The sequence below is a fragment of the Blastomonas sp. CCH1-A6 genome, from assembly GCF_001556365.1.
GTDB classification, from domain to species: Bacteria; Pseudomonadota; Alphaproteobacteria; order Sphingomonadales; family Sphingomonadaceae; genus Blastomonas; species Blastomonas ursincola.
Window position 1 is genome coordinate 1 of the sequence record NZ_LSIS01000315.1, and the last position, 16,041, is coordinate 16,041.

General features: G+C 66.4%; 16 protein-coding genes. 4 read left to right on the top strand and 12 right to left on the bottom strand.

Features of this window, described 5'->3' with window-relative positions; all coding sequences use genetic code 11:
• From AX735_RS14915 to AX735_RS14925, 3 genes are all read right to left on the bottom strand, one after another.
• On the bottom strand, nt 1-602 hold a 602-nt coding region (locus AX735_RS14915; protein WP_066281940.1), incomplete at its 3' end, for a hypothetical protein.
• Complete coding sequence (locus AX735_RS14920; protein ID WP_023837935.1) at nt 599-883, bottom strand: acyl carrier protein; 285 nt, start codon at nt 881-883, stop codon at nt 599-601. The genes AX735_RS14915 and AX735_RS14920, both read right to left, overlap by 4 nt.
• A 59-nt stretch (nt 884-942) precedes the next feature.
• Nucleotides 943-1,977 (bottom strand): GNAT family N-acetyltransferase, encoded by a 1,035-nt coding sequence (locus AX735_RS14925; protein WP_082751133.1) that lies wholly within the window; start codon nt 1,975-1,977, stop codon nt 943-945.
• 45 nt (nt 1,978-2,022) lie between these two features.
• Between AX735_RS14925 and AX735_RS14930 the strand changes: the two genes are divergently transcribed.
• Entirely contained in the window at nt 2,023-3,558 is a 1,536-nt protein-coding gene (locus AX735_RS14930; protein ID WP_066281942.1) for an acyl-CoA ligase (AMP-forming), exosortase A system-associated, read from the top strand.
• Nucleotides 3,555-4,781, top strand: a complete 1,227-nt coding sequence (locus AX735_RS14935) for a pyridoxal-dependent decarboxylase, exosortase A system-associated (protein WP_066281948.1) — start codon at nt 3,555-3,557, stop codon at nt 4,779-4,781. The genes AX735_RS14930 and AX735_RS14935 overlap by 4 nt, the downstream gene beginning before the upstream one ends.
• A gap of 1 nt (nt 4,782) precedes the next feature.
• On the opposite strand, the gene eda is transcribed toward AX735_RS14935, so the two are convergent.
• The 9 genes from eda to AX735_RS14980 all read right to left on the bottom strand — a co-directional run bounded on the left by eda (nt 4,783) and on the right by AX735_RS14980 (nt 14,686).
• Nucleotides 4,783-5,400, bottom strand: a complete 618-nt coding sequence (gene eda / locus AX735_RS14940) for a bifunctional 4-hydroxy-2-oxoglutarate aldolase/2-dehydro-3-deoxy-phosphogluconate aldolase (RefSeq protein ID WP_066281950.1) — start codon at nt 5,398-5,400, stop codon at nt 4,783-4,785.
• Nucleotides 5,397-6,365 (bottom strand): glucokinase, encoded by a 969-nt coding sequence (gene glk, locus AX735_RS14945; protein ID WP_066281956.1) that lies wholly within the window; start codon nt 6,363-6,365, stop codon nt 5,397-5,399. The genes eda and glk overlap by 4 nt, the downstream gene beginning before the upstream one ends.
• A 132-nt stretch (nt 6,366-6,497) precedes the next feature.
• Nucleotides 6,498-8,324: a phosphogluconate dehydratase gene (gene edd / locus AX735_RS14950; RefSeq protein ID WP_066281958.1), complete on the bottom strand. Its 1,827-nt coding sequence runs from the start codon at nt 8,322-8,324 to the stop codon at nt 6,498-6,500.
• Complete coding sequence (locus tag AX735_RS14955; protein ID WP_066281961.1) at nt 8,321-8,956, bottom strand: 6-phosphogluconolactonase; 636 nt, start codon at nt 8,954-8,956, stop codon at nt 8,321-8,323. The genes edd and AX735_RS14955 overlap by 4 nt, the downstream gene beginning before the upstream one ends.
• Nucleotides 8,949-10,397: a glucose-6-phosphate dehydrogenase gene (zwf, locus tag AX735_RS14960; RefSeq protein WP_066281962.1), complete on the bottom strand. Its 1,449-nt coding sequence runs from the start codon at nt 10,395-10,397 to the stop codon at nt 8,949-8,951. Before zwf ends, AX735_RS14955 begins: the two co-directional genes overlap by 8 nt.
• Before the next feature lie 184 nt (nt 10,398-10,581).
• Nucleotides 10,582-11,442, bottom strand: a complete 861-nt coding sequence (locus AX735_RS14965) for a S1/P1 nuclease (RefSeq protein ID WP_066281964.1) — start codon at nt 11,440-11,442, stop codon at nt 10,582-10,584.
• Nucleotides 11,439-11,846, bottom strand: coding sequence for a DUF3052 family protein (locus tag AX735_RS14970; protein ID WP_066281983.1), 408 nt, complete (start codon nt 11,844-11,846; stop codon nt 11,439-11,441). Before AX735_RS14970 ends, AX735_RS14965 begins: the two co-directional genes overlap by 4 nt.
• Nucleotides 11,847-12,043: 197 nt before the next feature.
• A complete protein-coding gene (gene purL / locus AX735_RS14975) occupies nt 12,044-14,269 on the bottom strand; it encodes a phosphoribosylformylglycinamidine synthase subunit PurL (protein ID WP_066281968.1) in 2,226 nt (741 codons plus the stop codon).
• A 120-nt stretch (nt 14,270-14,389) separates the two neighbouring features.
• On the bottom strand, nt 14,390-14,686 hold the full coding sequence (locus AX735_RS14980; RefSeq protein ID WP_066281970.1) for a hypothetical protein: 297 nt from the start codon (nt 14,684-14,686) through the stop codon (nt 14,390-14,392).
• A gap of 201 nt (nt 14,687-14,887) precedes the next feature.
• On the opposite strand from AX735_RS14980, the gene AX735_RS14985 reads away from it, so the two are divergent.
• Both AX735_RS14985 and AX735_RS14990 read left to right on the top strand, forming a co-directional pair.
• Nucleotides 14,888-15,136 (top strand): exodeoxyribonuclease VII small subunit, encoded by a 249-nt coding sequence (locus AX735_RS14985; protein WP_066281972.1) that lies wholly within the window; start codon nt 14,888-14,890, stop codon nt 15,134-15,136.
• A 63-nt stretch (nt 15,137-15,199) separates the two neighbouring features.
• Nucleotides 15,200-16,041: polyprenyl synthetase family protein (locus AX735_RS14990; RefSeq protein WP_066281975.1), on the top strand; the 842-nt coding region annotated here is incomplete at its 3' end.

Sequence of the window (16,041 nt, forward strand, 5' to 3'; positions counted from 1 at the left end):
GCAATCCGCGCCTCGGCCTCGAGCGGATCGTCGGCAAAGCGCGCGAGCCGCACAGCGCTGCCCTCGGACGGCGCGGCGGCGTCGAGTTCACGGATCATGCAGGGGGAAAGGCTGTTGCCCGCCAGCTCGATCCCCTGCGTGCGGGCCAGCTCCATCAGCGCATCGCTGCTGCTGGCGATCCCCGCCTCGCGATCGGAGGCGATCTTCGTCCGCAGCATCGTGCGGAGCAGCTGCCCGCCCTTGACCGGAGCGAGCCGCCAGCGCGGCAAATCGCCGAGCGCGCCGTCGAGAAGCGTACCGCCGCGGATCGCCGCGACATGGCTCACCGGCCCAAGCTGCTCGGTGCAGGCGATCAGCGACGCCTGCCACAGGCTGATGCTGGCACGGTCGAGCGGGACGAGGCTTTCGTTGCAGCCGGGCAGATCGGGCAACAGGCTGGCGATGCCATGCCCGGCCAGCGCGCGCGCGGTCTCCACCATCAGGTGGCGGACGCGGTTCGCCTCATCGAACAGCGGCGGCAGGATCAGCAGCGCCGGGCCGGTCTCGGGCCCATGGCGAAGGCACAGTTCGTCGTTGCCGTCGAACCGATAGGCGCGGATCACGCGGCGGCCTTGGCCCGCGCGAAATCGACGAGATTGCCGAAATTCTCGAATAGCTCGCCATCGACCTCGTCATCCTCGATCAGGATGCCCAGGCGATCCTCCATCTCGGTGAGCAGGCCAGCCACCGCCATCGAATCGAGCTCGGGCAGCGCGCCGAACAGCTCGGTATCGCGGTCGAAGCCGGCGACCTGCGCTTCGGACAGGCCCAGAATGTCGCGCAGCACCTGGCGCACCACGGTTTCGATCGCGTCGCTCGCTCCGCTGGTCTCGATCTCGCTCACATATCCCTCGCTGGCTTTGTGGCCATTTGCGGCCTCCCCCGGACCGCGTGCACGCGGCCTTAGTCCTTACCAAAACGGGCGGCAAGCCCTGCGACGCGGCTCCGGGCCATATAGGGCCAGGCCTTGGGCGACCTGGGCCAGATCAGCTCCAGCCGATAGCGCGGGCGCATTTCCTCCATCCAGTCGCGCTTGTAGGCGTCGCGGCCCGTGCCGAAATCGACCAGATCGACCTGATCGGTATCGATGACATGCGCGAACAAGGCGTGCGTCAGCAGCGTGCCGGGCGAAGCCTGAATGTGGCGCTCGTCATGTGCCAGCTTGTGGATATAGGCGGTGCCGTTCTCCACCGTCCAGAATTGTGCGGCGACCGCCTGGCCGTCGATGCTCGCCATGCCCATGCGCAGCCGCCCGGCTTCGGATTCGCGCTCGGCCAGCCAGCGCAGGAATTCGGGATTGCCCTCTTCGGGCTTCCAGCTGCGCGCATAGATGGTTTCGTAATCGGCCCAGTCCTGCGCGTCGAAGCGATGCTCGACACGGAGCGAAATCACGCCCTTGCTGCCCTTGCGCTTGACGGTGGAGCGCAGCTGGCCGGGGCGGTCCTGCCAATATTCGGCAAAGCTGCGGCCCTTCAGGTGCAGCACATGGTTCTCGTCGCACGGTTCGCGGCGGACGATCCAGCCGCTGGCGGCGAAGGTCTCCTCGATCAGCGTTGCAGAGCCGCATTCGTCGGGCACGGGGGAGAGGATCAGCCGATGCGTCGTCTTGCTCAGCTTCTGAGCGACGGACAGCATCAGTGCGCGCCGACGCTGCGCATCGGGCGTGCCCCCGAAAACCGGGCGCCAGATGAAGCTGTACCAGTTGGCCATCGAGCCAAGGCCCGATCGGCCGTTGTCGATCAGGTGCAGTTTGACCGCATCGCCACGGTCGGCGGCATAGGCGATGTGCGGCGCGTGATCGGCGAGGCAGTGGCGGTGCAGCCCGTCGAACCAGAGCGCGCGATCGAACAGCCCGACCCGGCCGGGATTGTCGAGCGCAGAAAGCCGGTGCGCGCCCGCAGCCTTCCGGTTATCATGATATTCATCATTCAACGTCATGAACCCCATGATGCCGCGTCTTCCTTATGAGCCAAACCGTTCGTGATGTCTCTCGATCCCACTCCGCAGCCGCTCGATCATCTGGTGTTGAGGGGCGAGGGCCCCGCAAGCGCGCTGATATTGCGTGAAGGCTCTCTTAGCTACGACACGTTAAACTTGCGTATCGGTTTGCTTGCGGCCTGGTTAACCACGATGGGGCTGGAACATGGCGACCGGGTCGCGACCTGGCTGCCCAAGAACGAGACCACCTGCCTGATGCCGCTGGCGGCGGCACGCGCCGGAATGGTGCATGTGCCGATCAACCCGGTGCTCAAGCGCGCGCAGGTCGCGCATATCCTGGCCGATAGCGGCGCGAAGCTGCTGATCGCGGGCCGCACCCGGCTGACGACGCTGCTGGCCGAGGATGTTCCCGCCGCGTGCCGGATCATGGACGATGACGAGGCGATGGCCGCGTGGAAGGCGGGCGAGGCGAGCCTGGGCGCTTCCGCTCATGATCCCAAGGATCTGGCGGCGATACTTTACACGTCGGGTTCGACCGGCAAGCCCAAAGGCGTGATGCTGAGCCATGCCAATATGTGGCTCGGCGCGATCAGCGTGGCGGACTATCTGGGGCTGGAGAGCGACGACAAGACGCTGTGCGTGCTCCCCTTGAGCTTCGATTATGGGCAGAACCAGCTGCTTTCGACCTGGGCCGCCGGGGGCTGTGCCATACCGCTCGATTATCTGATGCCGCGCGATGTGGTGAAATCCTGCATGCGGCACGGCATCACCACGCTGGCTGCGGTCCCGCCGCTGTGGACGCAGTTGGTCGAGATCGAGTGGCCCGCAGAGGCGACCGCGACGATGCGGCGGCTGACCAACAGCGGCGGCGCGCTCAGCCCCGCGCTGGTCAAACAGCTGCGCGGCATCTTCCCCGAGACGCGCATCTTCGCGATGTATGGCCTGACCGAAGCGTTCCGCTCGACCTATCTCGACCCCGATCTGATCGATGGCAACCCGACCAGCATCGGCAAGGCGATCCCCTTTGCCGAGATCCTCGTCGTCAACGACGCCGGCGAGGATGCAGCAGCAGGCGAGGAGGGCGAGCTGGTGCATGCCGGGCCGCTGGTCGCGCAGGGCTATTGGCAGGATGCCGAGCGCACGGCAGAGCGCTACAAGCCGGCCCCTGCCTTCTCGACCTATGGCGGCATGGCGGTCTGGTCGGGCGACCGGGTGCGGCGTGACGAACAGGGGCTGCTCTATTTCGTCGGGCGGCGCGATGCGATGATCAAGTCCTCGGGCAACCGCATCAGCCCGGCGGAGATCGAGGACGCGGCGACCTCGACGGGCCTCGCGGCAGAAGCCGTGGCACTCGGCATTCCCGATCCGCAGCTGGGCCAGGCGATCCTGCTGCTCGTCCGCCCCGCAGCGGTGCCGCAGCCCGAGCAGCTGGTCGATGATCTGCTGATCGCGATGAAGCGCGATCTGCCCGCGTTCATGCTGCCAAAAATCGTCGAGCTGCGATCCGAATTTCCCAAAAACCCCAATGGCAAGATCGACCGCGCGCTGCTGGTCGCCGAGATCGAGGAACGTCACGCATGAAGCCTTTGGGGCCGATACCCGCCGGTTTTGCGGCAATCGACGGCGAGCTGGCGGTGCAGGGCATCAAGGCCAGCGAACTGGTCGAGCGGGCGGGGGATACCCCTTGCTTCGTCTATTCGTCGGACATGCTGCGCGCGCGCGTCGCCTCGCTGCGCGCGGCCATGCCCGATCGGCTGGCGATCCATTATGCGATGAAGGCCAATCCCTTCGCGCCGGTGCTGCAACTGATGGCTTCACTGGTCGACGGCATCGACATCGCCTCGGCGGGCGAACTGGCGCTGGCGCAGGCGGCGGGGATGGACGCCGCGCGCATCAGCTTTGCCGGGCCCGGCAAGCGCGACCGCGACCTTGAGGCCGCGATTGCCGCAGGCGTCACGCTCAACCTCGAATCCGAAGGCGAGTGCGAGCGCGCGCTGGCGATCGGCCAGCGCATCGGCGTGCAGCCGCGTCTGGCCGTCAGGGTCAATCCCGATTTCGACCTGCGCGGATCGGGCATGCGCATGGGCGGCGGAGCCAAGCCTTTCGGCATCGACCAGGCACGCGTGCCTGCGCTGGTGCGCCATATCCTGGCCGAGGGCGCGCACTGGCGCGGTTTCCATATCTTCGCCGGATCACAGGCGCTCGATGCCGATGCGATCATCGAGACGCAGGGCAAGACGCTCGACCTTGCCGCGCAGCTCGCCGACGAGTCAGGCGTGAGCCCCGAGCATGTCAATCTGGGCGGCGGCATGGGCATTCCGTATTTTCCGGGCGACACGCCGGTCGACATTGCCAAGGTCGGCGCGGCGCTCGGCGAGCGGTTCGCGGCGCTGCCCGATGCTCTCCAGCACACGCATTTCGCGATGGAACTGGGCCGTTGGCTGGTGGGCGAGGCGGGCGTGTATCTGACCCGCATCGTCGACCGCAAGACCAGCCATGGAGAGCTGTACCTGGTCACCGATGGCGGGCTGCACCACCAGCTCGCCGCGAGCGGCAATTTCGGCACCGTCGTGCGGCGCAACTATCCGGTCGCGATTGCCAGCCGCTTCGATGCGCAGCCGGCGGAAGAGGCCAATGTCGTCGGCTGCCTGTGCACCCCGCTCGACCGCCTAGCCGACAAGGCGCATCTGCCCGCGGCTGAGGTCGGTGATCTGGTCGCGGTGTTCTGCGCCGGGGCCTATGGCGCCACCGCCAGCCCGGCGGATTTCCTCGGCCATGGCAAGGCGGCGGAAATCCTGATCTAGTTCAGGCGAGCGCGCGCGCCGCGGCGGCATTGCGCTGGATCGCGGCAGTGTCGATCGGTCCTGCCGGGATCATCCAGCTGCCGCCGACACATAGCACCGGATCGATCGCCAGCCAGTTGCCCGCGGTCTCCAGCGTCACCCCTCCGGTGGGGCAGAATTTGCACTGGCCGAAGGGCGCGGCGAGCGATTTGAGCGCGGGGATGCCGCCTGCCGCCATGGCCGGGAAGAACTTGAAATGGGTGAGGCCCATGTCGAGCCCACGCATGATGTCGCCGGCATTGGCGATGCCGGGCAGGAAGGGAATGCCGCTTTCGATCGCCGCCTTGCCCAGGTTCTCGGTAAGGCCAGGCGAAACGATGAATTCCGAACCTGCGTTGAGCGCCGCGTCGAGCGTCTTCGGATCGATCACGGTACCCGCGCCGACGATCGCGCCTTCGACCTGCTTCATCGCGGCGATCGCCTCGAGCGCGGCAGGGGTGCGCAGCGTCACCTCGAGCACCTTCAGACCGCCCGCGACAAGCGCCTCGGCCATCGGCACCGCATCGGCGACATCGTTGATGACGATCACCGGGATGACCGGTGCGGTCAGCATGATGGTTTCGATCGCGGGTGCAGTCATGCGGCATTCTCCTGGGCAAAGGCGGCGGCGGCCCCGAACAGGCCGGGCTGGGGATGATCGATCAGCTTGACGGGGATCGTCTCCATCAGCTGCTGGAACCGGCCCTTGGCGACGAAGCGCTCCTCGAACCCGGACTGCGGCAGACGGTCGGCGATCCGCTGACCAAGGCCGCCCGCGATTACCACCGCGCCCGCGCCCTGTGCCAGCGCAAAATCGCCTGCGGCTGCACCCAGGCTGAGGCAGAACCGATCGAACGCGGCGGCGGCCAAGCTGTCCTCGCCCGACAGCGCAAGCTGCCACAGTGCCTTGTCCTCCATGCTGACGACCGCGCGGCCTTCGATGCTGGCCAGCGTCTCGTAGATCGCGGCGAGACCGGGGCCCGAGCAGACGCGCTCGACCGAGACGCGGCGGTGCTGGCGGCGCAGCCGGGCGAGAATGGCGTCCTCGATCGAATCGAGCGGCGAATAGTCGACATGGCCGCCCTCGGTCTCGACCGCGCGATAGCCATCGGGACTGCGCACGACATAGGCGACGCCGAGGCCGGTGCCGGGGCCGATCACGGTGATCACGCCCTTTTCGGGCAGATCGCCCCCGGGGCCGCACAGGTGCGAATAATGGTCCGCCCCGCAATGCTGCACCGCATGCGCGACCGCGCCGAAATCGTTGATTAGGATATAGTCGTCGACATTCAGCTTCTCGCGCACCAGCGCGGGGCGGATGACCCAGGGGTTGTTGGTCATCTTGAGCACTTCGCCGCGGATCGGCGTGGCGAGCGCGATGGCGGCGGCGCGGGGTAGGGGCTCGCCGATCGTCTGGCCGAAGGCCTCCCAGGCGGTCTGGAGGCTGGCATATTCGGCGCATTTGAGCGTCACCGGCTCGCCCAAATGGGTGACGCGGCCCTGCTCGATGGTCGCGAGCGCAAAGCGCGCATGGGTGCCGCCAATGTCTGCGGTTACGATCTGCATGTTCAACCCTTTGATTGCGTTTCGCTCAGCACTTTCGTCACCCCCGCGAAGGCGGGGGTCCCGCTTCTGCACCGGCGGCTCGAAACAAGCGGGATTCCCGCGTTCGCGGGAATGACGGGGAGGGGATGGAGATCACAACCCCGCCATCGCCAGCATCGCGCTCGCGCCCGCTTCCGCATTGTCGCTCGAAGCGCGCATCAGGGCGAACAGCTCGCGACCGGTGCCCATCGGCTGAGCGGGCTGGCTCGCGGTCGGGCGGGCTTCCCAGTCCGCGCCGTCCACCGCAACGCTGATCGTGCCTGCGACCGCATCGAGCCGCACGATATCGCCATCGCGGATGCGCGCCAGCGGGCCGCCATCACAGGCTTCCGGCCACAGATGGATCGCCGCGGGCACCTTGCCTGATGCGCCCGACATGCGGCCATCGGTGACCAGTGCCACCTTGAACCCGCGATCCTGCAGCACGCCGAGCGAGGGCGTGAGCTTGTGCAATTCGGGCATGCCATTGGCGCGCGGTCCCTGGAAGCGGACCACCACGACGACATCGCGCTCGAGTTCGCCCGCCTTGAACGCGGCGATCACCGCATCCTGATCGTCGAACACGCGCGCGGGCGCCTCGATGATCCAGCGTGCCGGATCGACCGCGCTGGTCTTGACGATGCCGCGCCCCAGATTGCCCTCGACCAGCCGCATCCCGCCATCGGGTTGGAAGGCCTGGGCGACCGGACGCAGCATGGCCTCGTCGCGCGTCACCTCGGGCGAGGGGACGAAGCTCAGCGCGCCCGCCTCGTCGAGCACCGGTTCCACCGCATAATCGAGCAGCGACTGGCCCGAGACGGTCAGGATATCGGTGTGCAGCAGGCCCGCGCCCGCCAGTTCGCGGATGGTGAAGCCGATGCCTCCTGCGGCATGGAAATGGTTCACGTCGCCCGATCCGTTGGGATAGACGCGCGCGAGCAGCGGGATGATCGCGGACAGCTCGCTCAGGTCCTGCCAGTCGATATGGATCCCCGCCGCGCGCGCCATAGCGGGCAGGTGGATCGCGTGGTTGGTCGATCCGCCGGTGGCGAGCAGGCCGATGCAGGCGTTGATGATCGCCTTTTCGTCGACGCAATGGCCGAACGGGCGGTAATCCTCGCCATCCCAGCCGATCTGGGTCACGCGGTGCGTCGCCGCGCGCGTGAGCTCCTGGCGCAGCTTGGTGCCGGGGTTGATGAAGGCGGAGGCGGGCACGTGCAGCCCCATCATCTCCATCATCATCTGGTTCGAATTGGCGGTGCCATAGAAGGTGCAGGTGCCCGCGCCGTGATAGCTCGCGGCTTCGGCCTCGAGCAGCTCCTCGCGGCCGACCTTGCCCTCGGCATAGAGCTGGCGGACGCGCTGCTTCTCCTTGTTGGCCAGGCCCGACGGCATCGGGCCTGCGGGCACGAAGATGGTCGGGATATGGCCGAAGCGCGCGGCGGCGATGAACTGGCCGGGGACGATCTTGTCGCAGATGCCCAGCACCAGCGCGCCTTCGAACATGCCATGGCTCATCGCGACGGCGCTCGACATCGCGATGGTATCGCGGCTGAACAGCGAGAGTTCCATGCCGAGCTGGCCCTGCGTCACGCCGTCGCACATCGCGGGCACGCCGCCTGCGACCTGCGCGGTCGCGCCGACCTCGCGCGCGAAGATCTTGATCTGCTCGGGATAGCGGCCATAGGGCTGATGCGCCGAGAGCATGTCGTTATACGCAGTGACGATGCCGATGTTCATCGCCTTGCCCGAGCGGATCACGGCCTTGTCCTCGCCCGATGCCGCAAAGCCATGCGCCAGGTTCCCGCAGGACAGGGTGGGGCGATGCACGCCTTTGTCGCGTTCGCGCGCAATGAAATCGAGATAGGCCTGGCGGCCGGGACGCGAGCGTTCGATGATCCGCTGCGTGATCCGTTCGAGCTCGGGGTGAAGGCTGGTCATGTTTCGCTCCAGAAGATGGTGACCGGTGCGTGCGCGGCCTTGAGCAGCCGCGCGATCGGCAGGTCGTTGGCCCCCCCAAGGGCGTCGTCGAGAACCTTGCGCTTGTCCGCGCCCTTCAGCACCAACATGATATGGCGCGCGCGCACCAGCGCCGACAGGGTCAGCGACAGCCGGTCGAACGGCGCTTCGGGCGGCAGCGGATCGGGGGTCAGCCGCACCACCTCCAGCGCGCCATCGGCATGCGGATCGGTATTGGGGAAGAGCGAGGCGATATGCCCGTCCGCGCCCATGCCCAGCCAGACGAGATCGAAGGGCGGCGGGGTCACGCCTGCCTCCAGCGGCACCAAGGCCGCGCCGGTCGCGGCGAGCGAGCGTTCGAGCAGGCCGAAATTGCTCGCTGCGTGATCGGTTGGCACGCAGCGGTCGTCGGTCAGCCAGACCGCGACATCGACCCAGCCGATATCCTCGCGCTCGGCCAAAGCGGCGAGGATTGGCCCCGGCGTGCTGCCGCCGGGCACCGCGATCGCGCGTGGCTTGCCGCCGGCGAGCATTCCGGCGATGAAATCGGCGATCGCCTCGATCGAGGCATCGGGCGCGAAATGCGCGCTGGCGGTGGCGGCCAGGTCAGTCATTCCAGCTCACCCCGTCGCGTTCGGTCAGCGCGATCGCGGCGCTCGGCCCCCAGCTGCCCGATCCATAGGATTTGGGCTCGATCGCATTGTCGGCCCAGGTCTTGCGGATCGCATCGATCCAGCGCCACTGCGCCTCGACCTCGTCGCGGCGGACGAACAGCGTGGGCTCGCCATCTATGAGGTCGAGCAGCAGCCGCTCGTACGCAATGCGACGCTGCGCCTTGGAGAATGCTGCGGTGAGCGACAGGTCGAGCGGCACCTCGCGCAGGATCAGCCCGCCGCGGTCGAGGCCCGGCTCCTTGGCCATCACCAGCAGGCGGACATATTCCTCGGGCTGCAGGCGGATGACGAGGCGATTGGCCGAAAGCCGGCCGCCGCGCTGCGCGAAGATATTGTGCGGCACCTGCTTGAACTGGATGACGATCTCGCTGCGGCGTTCAGCGAGGCGCTTGCCGGTGCGGAGGTAAAAGGGCACGCCCTGCCAGCGCCAGTTGTCGACATGCGCCTTGATTGCGACAAAGGTCTCGGTGTCCGATGCCTTACCGAGATCGTCGGCGTAGCTGTTCACCGAATTTCCGCCGACCGCACCTGCGCCGTACTGGCCGCGCACCACCTCATTGGGCGAGACCGGGCGCAGCGAGCGCAGCACCTTGACCTTCTCGTCGCGGATCGAGGTCGCGTCGAACTCGGCCGGGGGCTCCATTGCGGTTAGCGCGACCAGCTGCAGGATATGGTTCTGCACCATGTCACGCAGCGCGCCGGTATCGTCGTAAAAGCCATGGCGGCCTTCGAGGCCCACGGTCTCGGACACGGTGATCTGGATATGCTCGATGCCGTTGGCGTTCCACAACGGCTCGAACATCATGTTGGCAAAGCGCAGCGCCATCAGGTTCTGCACGGTTTCCTTGCCGAGATAATGGTCGATGCGGAAGGTGCGGTCCTCGGGGAAGGCATGCGCGACGGCATCGTTGATCGCGCAGGATGAGGCGAGGTCGTTGCCCAGCGGCTTTTCGAGCCCGATGCGCACCATCTCGCCCGCGAGGCCAGCGGACTTGAGGCCCTGGATGGTCGGGGTGAACAGGAAGGGCGCGGTCGACAGGAAGATCGACATGCCGCCCGAGATGTCACCGAGCCGTTCGGCCAGCGCGGCAAAGCCCTCGATCTTCGACGCGTCGAGAGGTTGATAGCTCAACTGCTTGAGGAAGCTCGCGATTTTCTCATCGTCCTTGCGCGCTTCGGGCAAGAACTGCGCCAGTGCCTCGCCCGCCATCGCGCGGAAGGCCTCGTCGTCGAGCTCGCTGCGCGCGGTGCCCATAATGCGCAGATCGGCGGCGATCAGCCCATCGCAATGCAGCGCGTAGAGCGAGGGCAGCAGCATGCGCTTGGACAGATCCCCCGTCGCGCCAAAGAGAAGGAGCGTCCGGGATTGCGCATTCGCCATTTTTGAATCCTATCCTTTTTCGTGACCGCAGCCGCAGCGGGTCATCTGTTAGGGTCGGGTCGCGCCGGTGTCCACCGGTCAAACCCGATGTATAGCTATGCATTGTTTTGCAATCGATTGCAATCACCCTCGCCGTGTCATGAAACGGTCATTTGCCGCTAGGGAACACGACTTTTGTTGCGTGTCAGCCGAGCGCGCGCTCGAGCGCGGCGGCAAGCCGCAAGCCGGCGCGCATCACCTGGGTACGCACCACCGGGATCAGTGCCTCGATATCGGCATCGCTGTGCCGCGCCCGCTCGTCCTTGCCCAATGCAGGGCCGCAAGCGGGGCCATGCTGAGCGGTGGGATAGGCGACATCGCGCGACAGCTCCCAGGCCTGTTGCGCCCAGTCTTCGACGGTGCCGCCTGTGACAGCGGCGCGCTCTTCGGCCGAATAGGCGCGCACCAGCGGCAGGCCTTGCGTGATGGCGCGCTCGGCGATCGGGCCGTCCCACAGCCGGTGCAAGTTCATGCGCCCCTCGACAATGCCATAGGCCGCGCTCACACGGTTGCCGCCCAGGTCGCCGCGATCGCCCGCGTGCATCGGCTGGTGCATGTCGCCGACCGTGTGGAGCAGGAAGGCGAGCGCCTCGAGCCGGACATGCGTCGGCAGCTTGCGGTCTGCCAGCAGCGCCTCGTTGCGCGTGACCTGCGCCGGCACGCAGCTGCCGTTAGGACAATTGGCCTTGATGTCGAACGGCTTGCAGATGTCGATATTCACATAGTGCCAGGGGGCCGTATAGCCCCAGCGCAGGTCATCGCGGCGGATGCAATCGGCCCATACGCTGGCGTCCTCGATCGTCCTCAGCGGACATTCGGGGGTTGCAAGCTGCTTCTCCTGCGCCAGTAGCGCGCGGATCCGCGCGCGCACCTTCGGCGAGACATTGGCCTCGGCAATCTGCGCAATCACCCGGTGCCCGTAATCGCCCCAGGCGAGCGCGGGGCGCGCAGCGAATGCCGTCACCGCGAGCGCGGCGACCATCGCCAATCGAACCAAAAGTGTCATCTCAATTCCTTGCGGATCACCAGCTTGAGCCCCGACCAGGTCGCATCGACCGCGCAGACCTTCACATCGACCAGCCCCATCGGCAGGGCCACACTGCGGATAACGTCCTCGGTAATGTCGGTATCCAGTTTTGCTGCCTTTTTCGGCCAGCTGACCCAGATCATGCCGTCGCGGTCCATGCTGGCCATCAGCCGGGCGAGTTCGCGCTCGAGCACCGCGCGTTCGGTGGTGAACAGGTGCGCTGCGGCAAAGCCCTGGCCCGGGTCGATCACGGTCTCGAGCGTCTCTACCTCGGCTTCGATTTCCGCCCGCACGGCATCGGGCATGCTATCGAACCACACGCGCATGCCGGGTTTCAGGCCCAGCTTGCGGGCGAGGGGGGTACCGGAATAGCCTGTGGTCATTGGCACTACCCCCTTGCTCAGGTTGCGTTTGACTTGATCCATAGCGCGTACGTCCCTCGACTTCGCTCGGGACAAACGGAATTGGAGGGCATCGCCTTGATTTCTCACGGCAACCAAGAAACGAAATTGCTCAACGCAGGGAAGTCGCTTTCCATTCCCCGTTTGTCCCGAGCGAAGTCGAGGGACGTTGTACGACCTCAGCCTTCCATCCACTCCCGGAAGAAGGCGAGATTGCGCTCACGGAGTTCGGTCACCGTAACGCTGGCCCCAGACGCAAACGCCACGGCATCCCCACCCGTCGTACCGATGACCTGCGCGCGCACGCCGCCAGCCTCGGCCGCCGCGATCACCGCAGGGCTATCGCTCGTCGTCACGACATAGCGTGCCTGGCCTTCGCCGAACCAGAAGCCCGCATCGCCCTCTGCAGAGAGTTCCGCGCCGATGCCCGATGCGAGCGCCATCTCGGCGACCGCGACCGCCAGGCCGCCGTCGGAAATGTCGTGCACCGCGCTCACCTTGCCCCCGGCGATCAGCGACGCGATGACGCCGCCCGATTCCAGCTCGCCCTTGAGGTCCACCTGCGGCGGTGCGCCCTCGCGGCGGCCGTGCAGCACGTCGAGCCAGAGCGACTGGCCGAGTTCGCAGGTCCCGTTGCCGCCAATCACGACGATGGTCTCGCCCGCCGCCTTGAACGCCAGCGTCATCATCCGGCCCAGATCCTCGATCAGGCCGATCGCGCCGATGGCGGGCGTTGGCAGGATCGCGCGGGCGACGCCATCGGGGCCGGTGGTCTCGTTGTACAGGCTCACATTGCCGCTGACGATCGGCATGTCGAGCGCCTTGCACGCCTTGCCCATGCCCTCGATACAGCCGACGAACTGGCCCATGATCTCGGGCCGCTCCGGATTGCCGAAGTTCATGCAATCGGTGGTCGCCAGCGGGCGCGCGCCGGTGCTGACCAGATTGCGATAGCACTCGGCGATCGCCTGCTTGCCGCCTTCGAACGGGTCGGCAAAGCAATAGCGCGGGGTGCAATCGGTGGTGACGGCAAGGCCGCGATTGGTGCCATGGATGCGGATGACACCCGCATCGCCGCCGGGAATCTGCACCGTATCGGCCATCACCATGTGATCATATTGCTGCCAGATCCAGCTGCGGCTGGCGAGCGCGGGCGAGGCCATCAGTGCGGTCAGGTCTGCGGCCAGATCGCTGCTGTCCGGAACGGCGTTCAGCGGCGCAGGCGGCGGGGTGGTGACATAGGGCCGGTTATAGCTCGGCGCATCGTCGGCCAGCGGCGCGAGCGGAATGTCGCACACCGTCTCGCCCTTGTGCTTGAGCACCATATGGCCGGTCTCGGTGACATGGCCGATGACCGCGAAATCGAGCTCCCACTTGCGAAAAATCGCCTCGGCGAAATCCTCGCGGCCGGGCTTCAGCACCATGAGCATGCGCTCCTGGCTTTCCGACAGCATCATTTCGTAGGCAGTCATGCCCGTTTCGCGCTGCGGCACATTGTCGAGGATGAGCTCGATGCCGACACCGCCCTTGCTCGCCATCTCCACGCTGGAGGAGGTGAGGCCGGCGGCGCCCATGTCCTGGATCGCGACGATCGCATCCGATGCCATCAGCTCGAGGCAGGCCTCGATCAGCAGCTTTTCGGTGAACGGATCGCCGACCTGCACGGTCGGGCGCTTTTCCTCGCTGTCCTCGCCGAATTCGGCCGAGGCCATGGTCGCGCCGTGGATGCCGTCGCGTCCGGTCTTTGAACCGACATAGACGATCGAGTTGCCGGGGCCCGAGGCGGCGGAATAGAAGATCTTGTCCTGTTCGGCGATGCCCACCGCCATCGCGTTGACCAGAATGTTGCCGTCATAGGCCGGGTCGAAATTGGTCTCGCCGCCCACCGTCGGCACGCCGACGCAATTGCCGTAGCCGCCGATGCCGGCGACCACGCCCTGCACCAGGTGCTTCATCTTGGGATGATCGGGGCGGCCGAAGCGCAGCGCGTTCATCAGCGCGACGGGGCGAGCCCCCATGGTGAACACGTCGCGCAGAATGCCGCCGACCCCGGTCGCCGCGCCCTGATAGGGCTCGATATAGCTCGGGTGGTTGTGGCTCTCCATCTTGAAGATGGCGGCGAGCGGCTTGCCGTCGGGGCCGGGGCCGATATCGACCACGCCGGCATTCTCGCCGGGGCCGCAGATGACCTGCGGGCCGGTGGTCGGCAGCGTCTTCAGATGGACCCGTGAGCTCTTGTAGCTGCAATGCTCGGACCACATGACCGAGAAGATGCCCAGCTCCACCAGATTGGGCTCGCGCCCCAGCGCGGCCAGGATGCGCTGATATTCATCCGGCTTCAGGCCGTGCTCGGCCACGATTTCCGGGGTGATGGTGCCTGCGGGCGGTGCAAGAGTGTCGCTCATGGCCCCGCGCTTTACGCGCTGGTGCGCGCATTAGGAAGGGGGAGAATGCGCGGAAAATTCATGCCTCTCCCTAGCGGAAACGGCGGGCCCGCAATGTCCTGCGGACCCGCGGGTCAAGTATCAGCGATCGCTGACGATTTCGGTCTGGGCGATCGGCGTGACATCGCTGCGCCGGAAGCTGACCGGGCTGTCGCCCACGGTGCCGGTGATGCGCTTGTCCGACACGCGCAGATTGAAGCGCTTGCCCGAGCGGGTTTCGGTGCCGTCGATGATCTTGGTGTCGCCCACCATCTTGACCGTGTAGACATAACGCGAGCCGTCATGTTCGAACGTGACCTGTTCGGGCTGAGCGGTCTGGGCAGCTGCGGGCATCGCCAGCAGGGTGAGTGGAAGAGCGGTAAGGCTGAGCTTATTCATGATGGGGGTCCCTGTTCTGTTGAATTGAACTGCCGTCATCATCCTCTGTTATTGTGCGATGCAGCATGTCGAAGCGGCTTGAATCTGGCAAATGCAATTAATGTCTTCGCAGTTGCAGCACAGGCAACCGCGCTGGTTCGGCACAGGCTGCGCTGCGCAACCGCCTTGACCGGGCGAAGGCCAGCGGTCAAAGCTGTGCGCATGAGTGAAGCCCAAGCCATAGCTGCCGATCTGTCGTTCGAAGATGCCCTGAAGGAGCTGGAGGTCATCGTCCGCCAGCTGGAATCGGGAGACGTGCCGCTCGATGCCTCGATCAGCCTGTACGAGCGCGGCGATCTTTTGCGCGGCCATTGCCAGAAGCGGCTCGATGCGGCGCAGGCGCGGATCGAGAAGATTCGGGTCGGTGCCGATGGCCAGGCGGCGGGCACCACGCCGTTCGATGCAGGCTGACGGCTGCACGATGCGCGCATTCAATCAAACCGGCGGGCAGACCGGGGCAGGGGAGCAACAGACATGACCACCGCCATCAGCGAAACCGCGCTGGCCGAGGCCTTTCGCCAGATTTCCGCCGATGTGGATGGCTGTTTCGATGCGCTGCTGGCGGTGCCGGACGATCCGCGCGCGGTACTCTATCAGGCCATGCGCCATGCCGCGATCGGCGGCGGCAAGCGGGTGCGTCCGCTGCTGCTCACCGCGACGGCCGCGATGTTCAACGTCGATCGGGGGCTGGCTGTGCGCGTGGCCTGCGCGGTCGAGGCGATCCATGTCTATTCGCTGATCCATGACGACATGCCCTGCATGGACAATGACGACATGCGCCGCGGCAAGCCCACGGTGCACAAGGCGTTCAACGATGCGGTCGCGGTGCTGGCAGGCGATTCGCTGCATGCGCTGGCGTTCGAGATCCTCGCCGGGCAGCAATCGCATCCCGATCCGTTCATCCGCTCCGAGCTGATCTACACATTGGCAGAGGCGAGCGGCCCCAATGGCATGGCGGGCGGCCAGATGATGGACCTGGAAGCGGAAAAGGCGAAGTTCGACCTGCCCACGGTCACCAAGCTGCAGCGGCTCAAGACGGGCGCGCTGATCGCCGCCTCGGTGGAAATGGGCGCGATCCTGGGCAATGTGCCCGTCGAGGGGCGCAATCCCTTGCGCGCCTATGCCCGCGACATTGGCCTCGCCTTCCAGATTGCCGACGACATCATGGACGAGACGGGCGACGAGGCCAAGGCCGGCAAGGCGCTGCACAAGGACGCGGCGGCGGGCAAGGAAACCTTCCTGTCGCTGCTGGGGCTGGAGCGCGCGCGCGAGCAGGCGTTCTTCCTCGTCGATCAGGCGGTCGGTCACCTCGCCAG

Coding starts and splice junctions, on each gene's coding strand:
- AX735_RS14965 (WP_066281964.1), bottom strand. CDS start 11,442: ATGACACTTTTGGTTCGATTGGCGATGGTCGCCGCGCTCGCGGTGACG.
- AX735_RS14935 (WP_066281948.1), top strand. CDS start 3,555: ATGAAGCCTTTGGGGCCGATACCCGCCGGTTTTGCGGCAATCGACGGC.
- glk (WP_066281956.1), bottom strand. CDS start 6,365: ATGCAGATCGTAACCGCAGACATTGGCGGCACCCATGCGCGCTTTGCG.
- purL (WP_066281968.1), bottom strand. CDS start 14,269: ATGAGCGACACTCTTGCACCGCCCGCAGGCACCATCACCCCGGAAATC.
- AX735_RS14955 (WP_066281961.1), bottom strand. CDS start 8,956: ATGACTGACCTGGCCGCCACCGCCAGCGCGCATTTCGCGCCCGATGCC.
- AX735_RS14930 (WP_066281942.1), top strand. CDS start 2,023: ATGTCTCTCGATCCCACTCCGCAGCCGCTCGATCATCTGGTGTTGAGG.
- AX735_RS14925 (WP_082751133.1), bottom strand. CDS start 1,977: ATGACGTTGAATGATGAATATCATGATAACCGGAAGGCTGCGGGCGCG.
- eda (WP_066281950.1), bottom strand. CDS start 5,400: ATGACTGCACCCGCGATCGAAACCATCATGCTGACCGCACCGGTCATC.
- AX735_RS14980 (WP_066281970.1), bottom strand. CDS start 14,686: ATGAATAAGCTCAGCCTTACCGCTCTTCCACTCACCCTGCTGGCGATG.
- zwf (WP_066281962.1), bottom strand. CDS start 10,397: ATGGCGAATGCGCAATCCCGGACGCTCCTTCTCTTTGGCGCGACGGGG.
- edd (WP_066281958.1), bottom strand. CDS start 8,324: ATGACCAGCCTTCACCCCGAGCTCGAACGGATCACGCAGCGGATCATC.
- AX735_RS14970 (WP_066281983.1), bottom strand. CDS start 11,846: ATGACCACAGGCTATTCCGGTACCCCCCTCGCCCGCAAGCTGGGCCTG.
- AX735_RS14985 (WP_066281972.1), top strand. CDS start 14,888: ATGAGTGAAGCCCAAGCCATAGCTGCCGATCTGTCGTTCGAAGATGCC.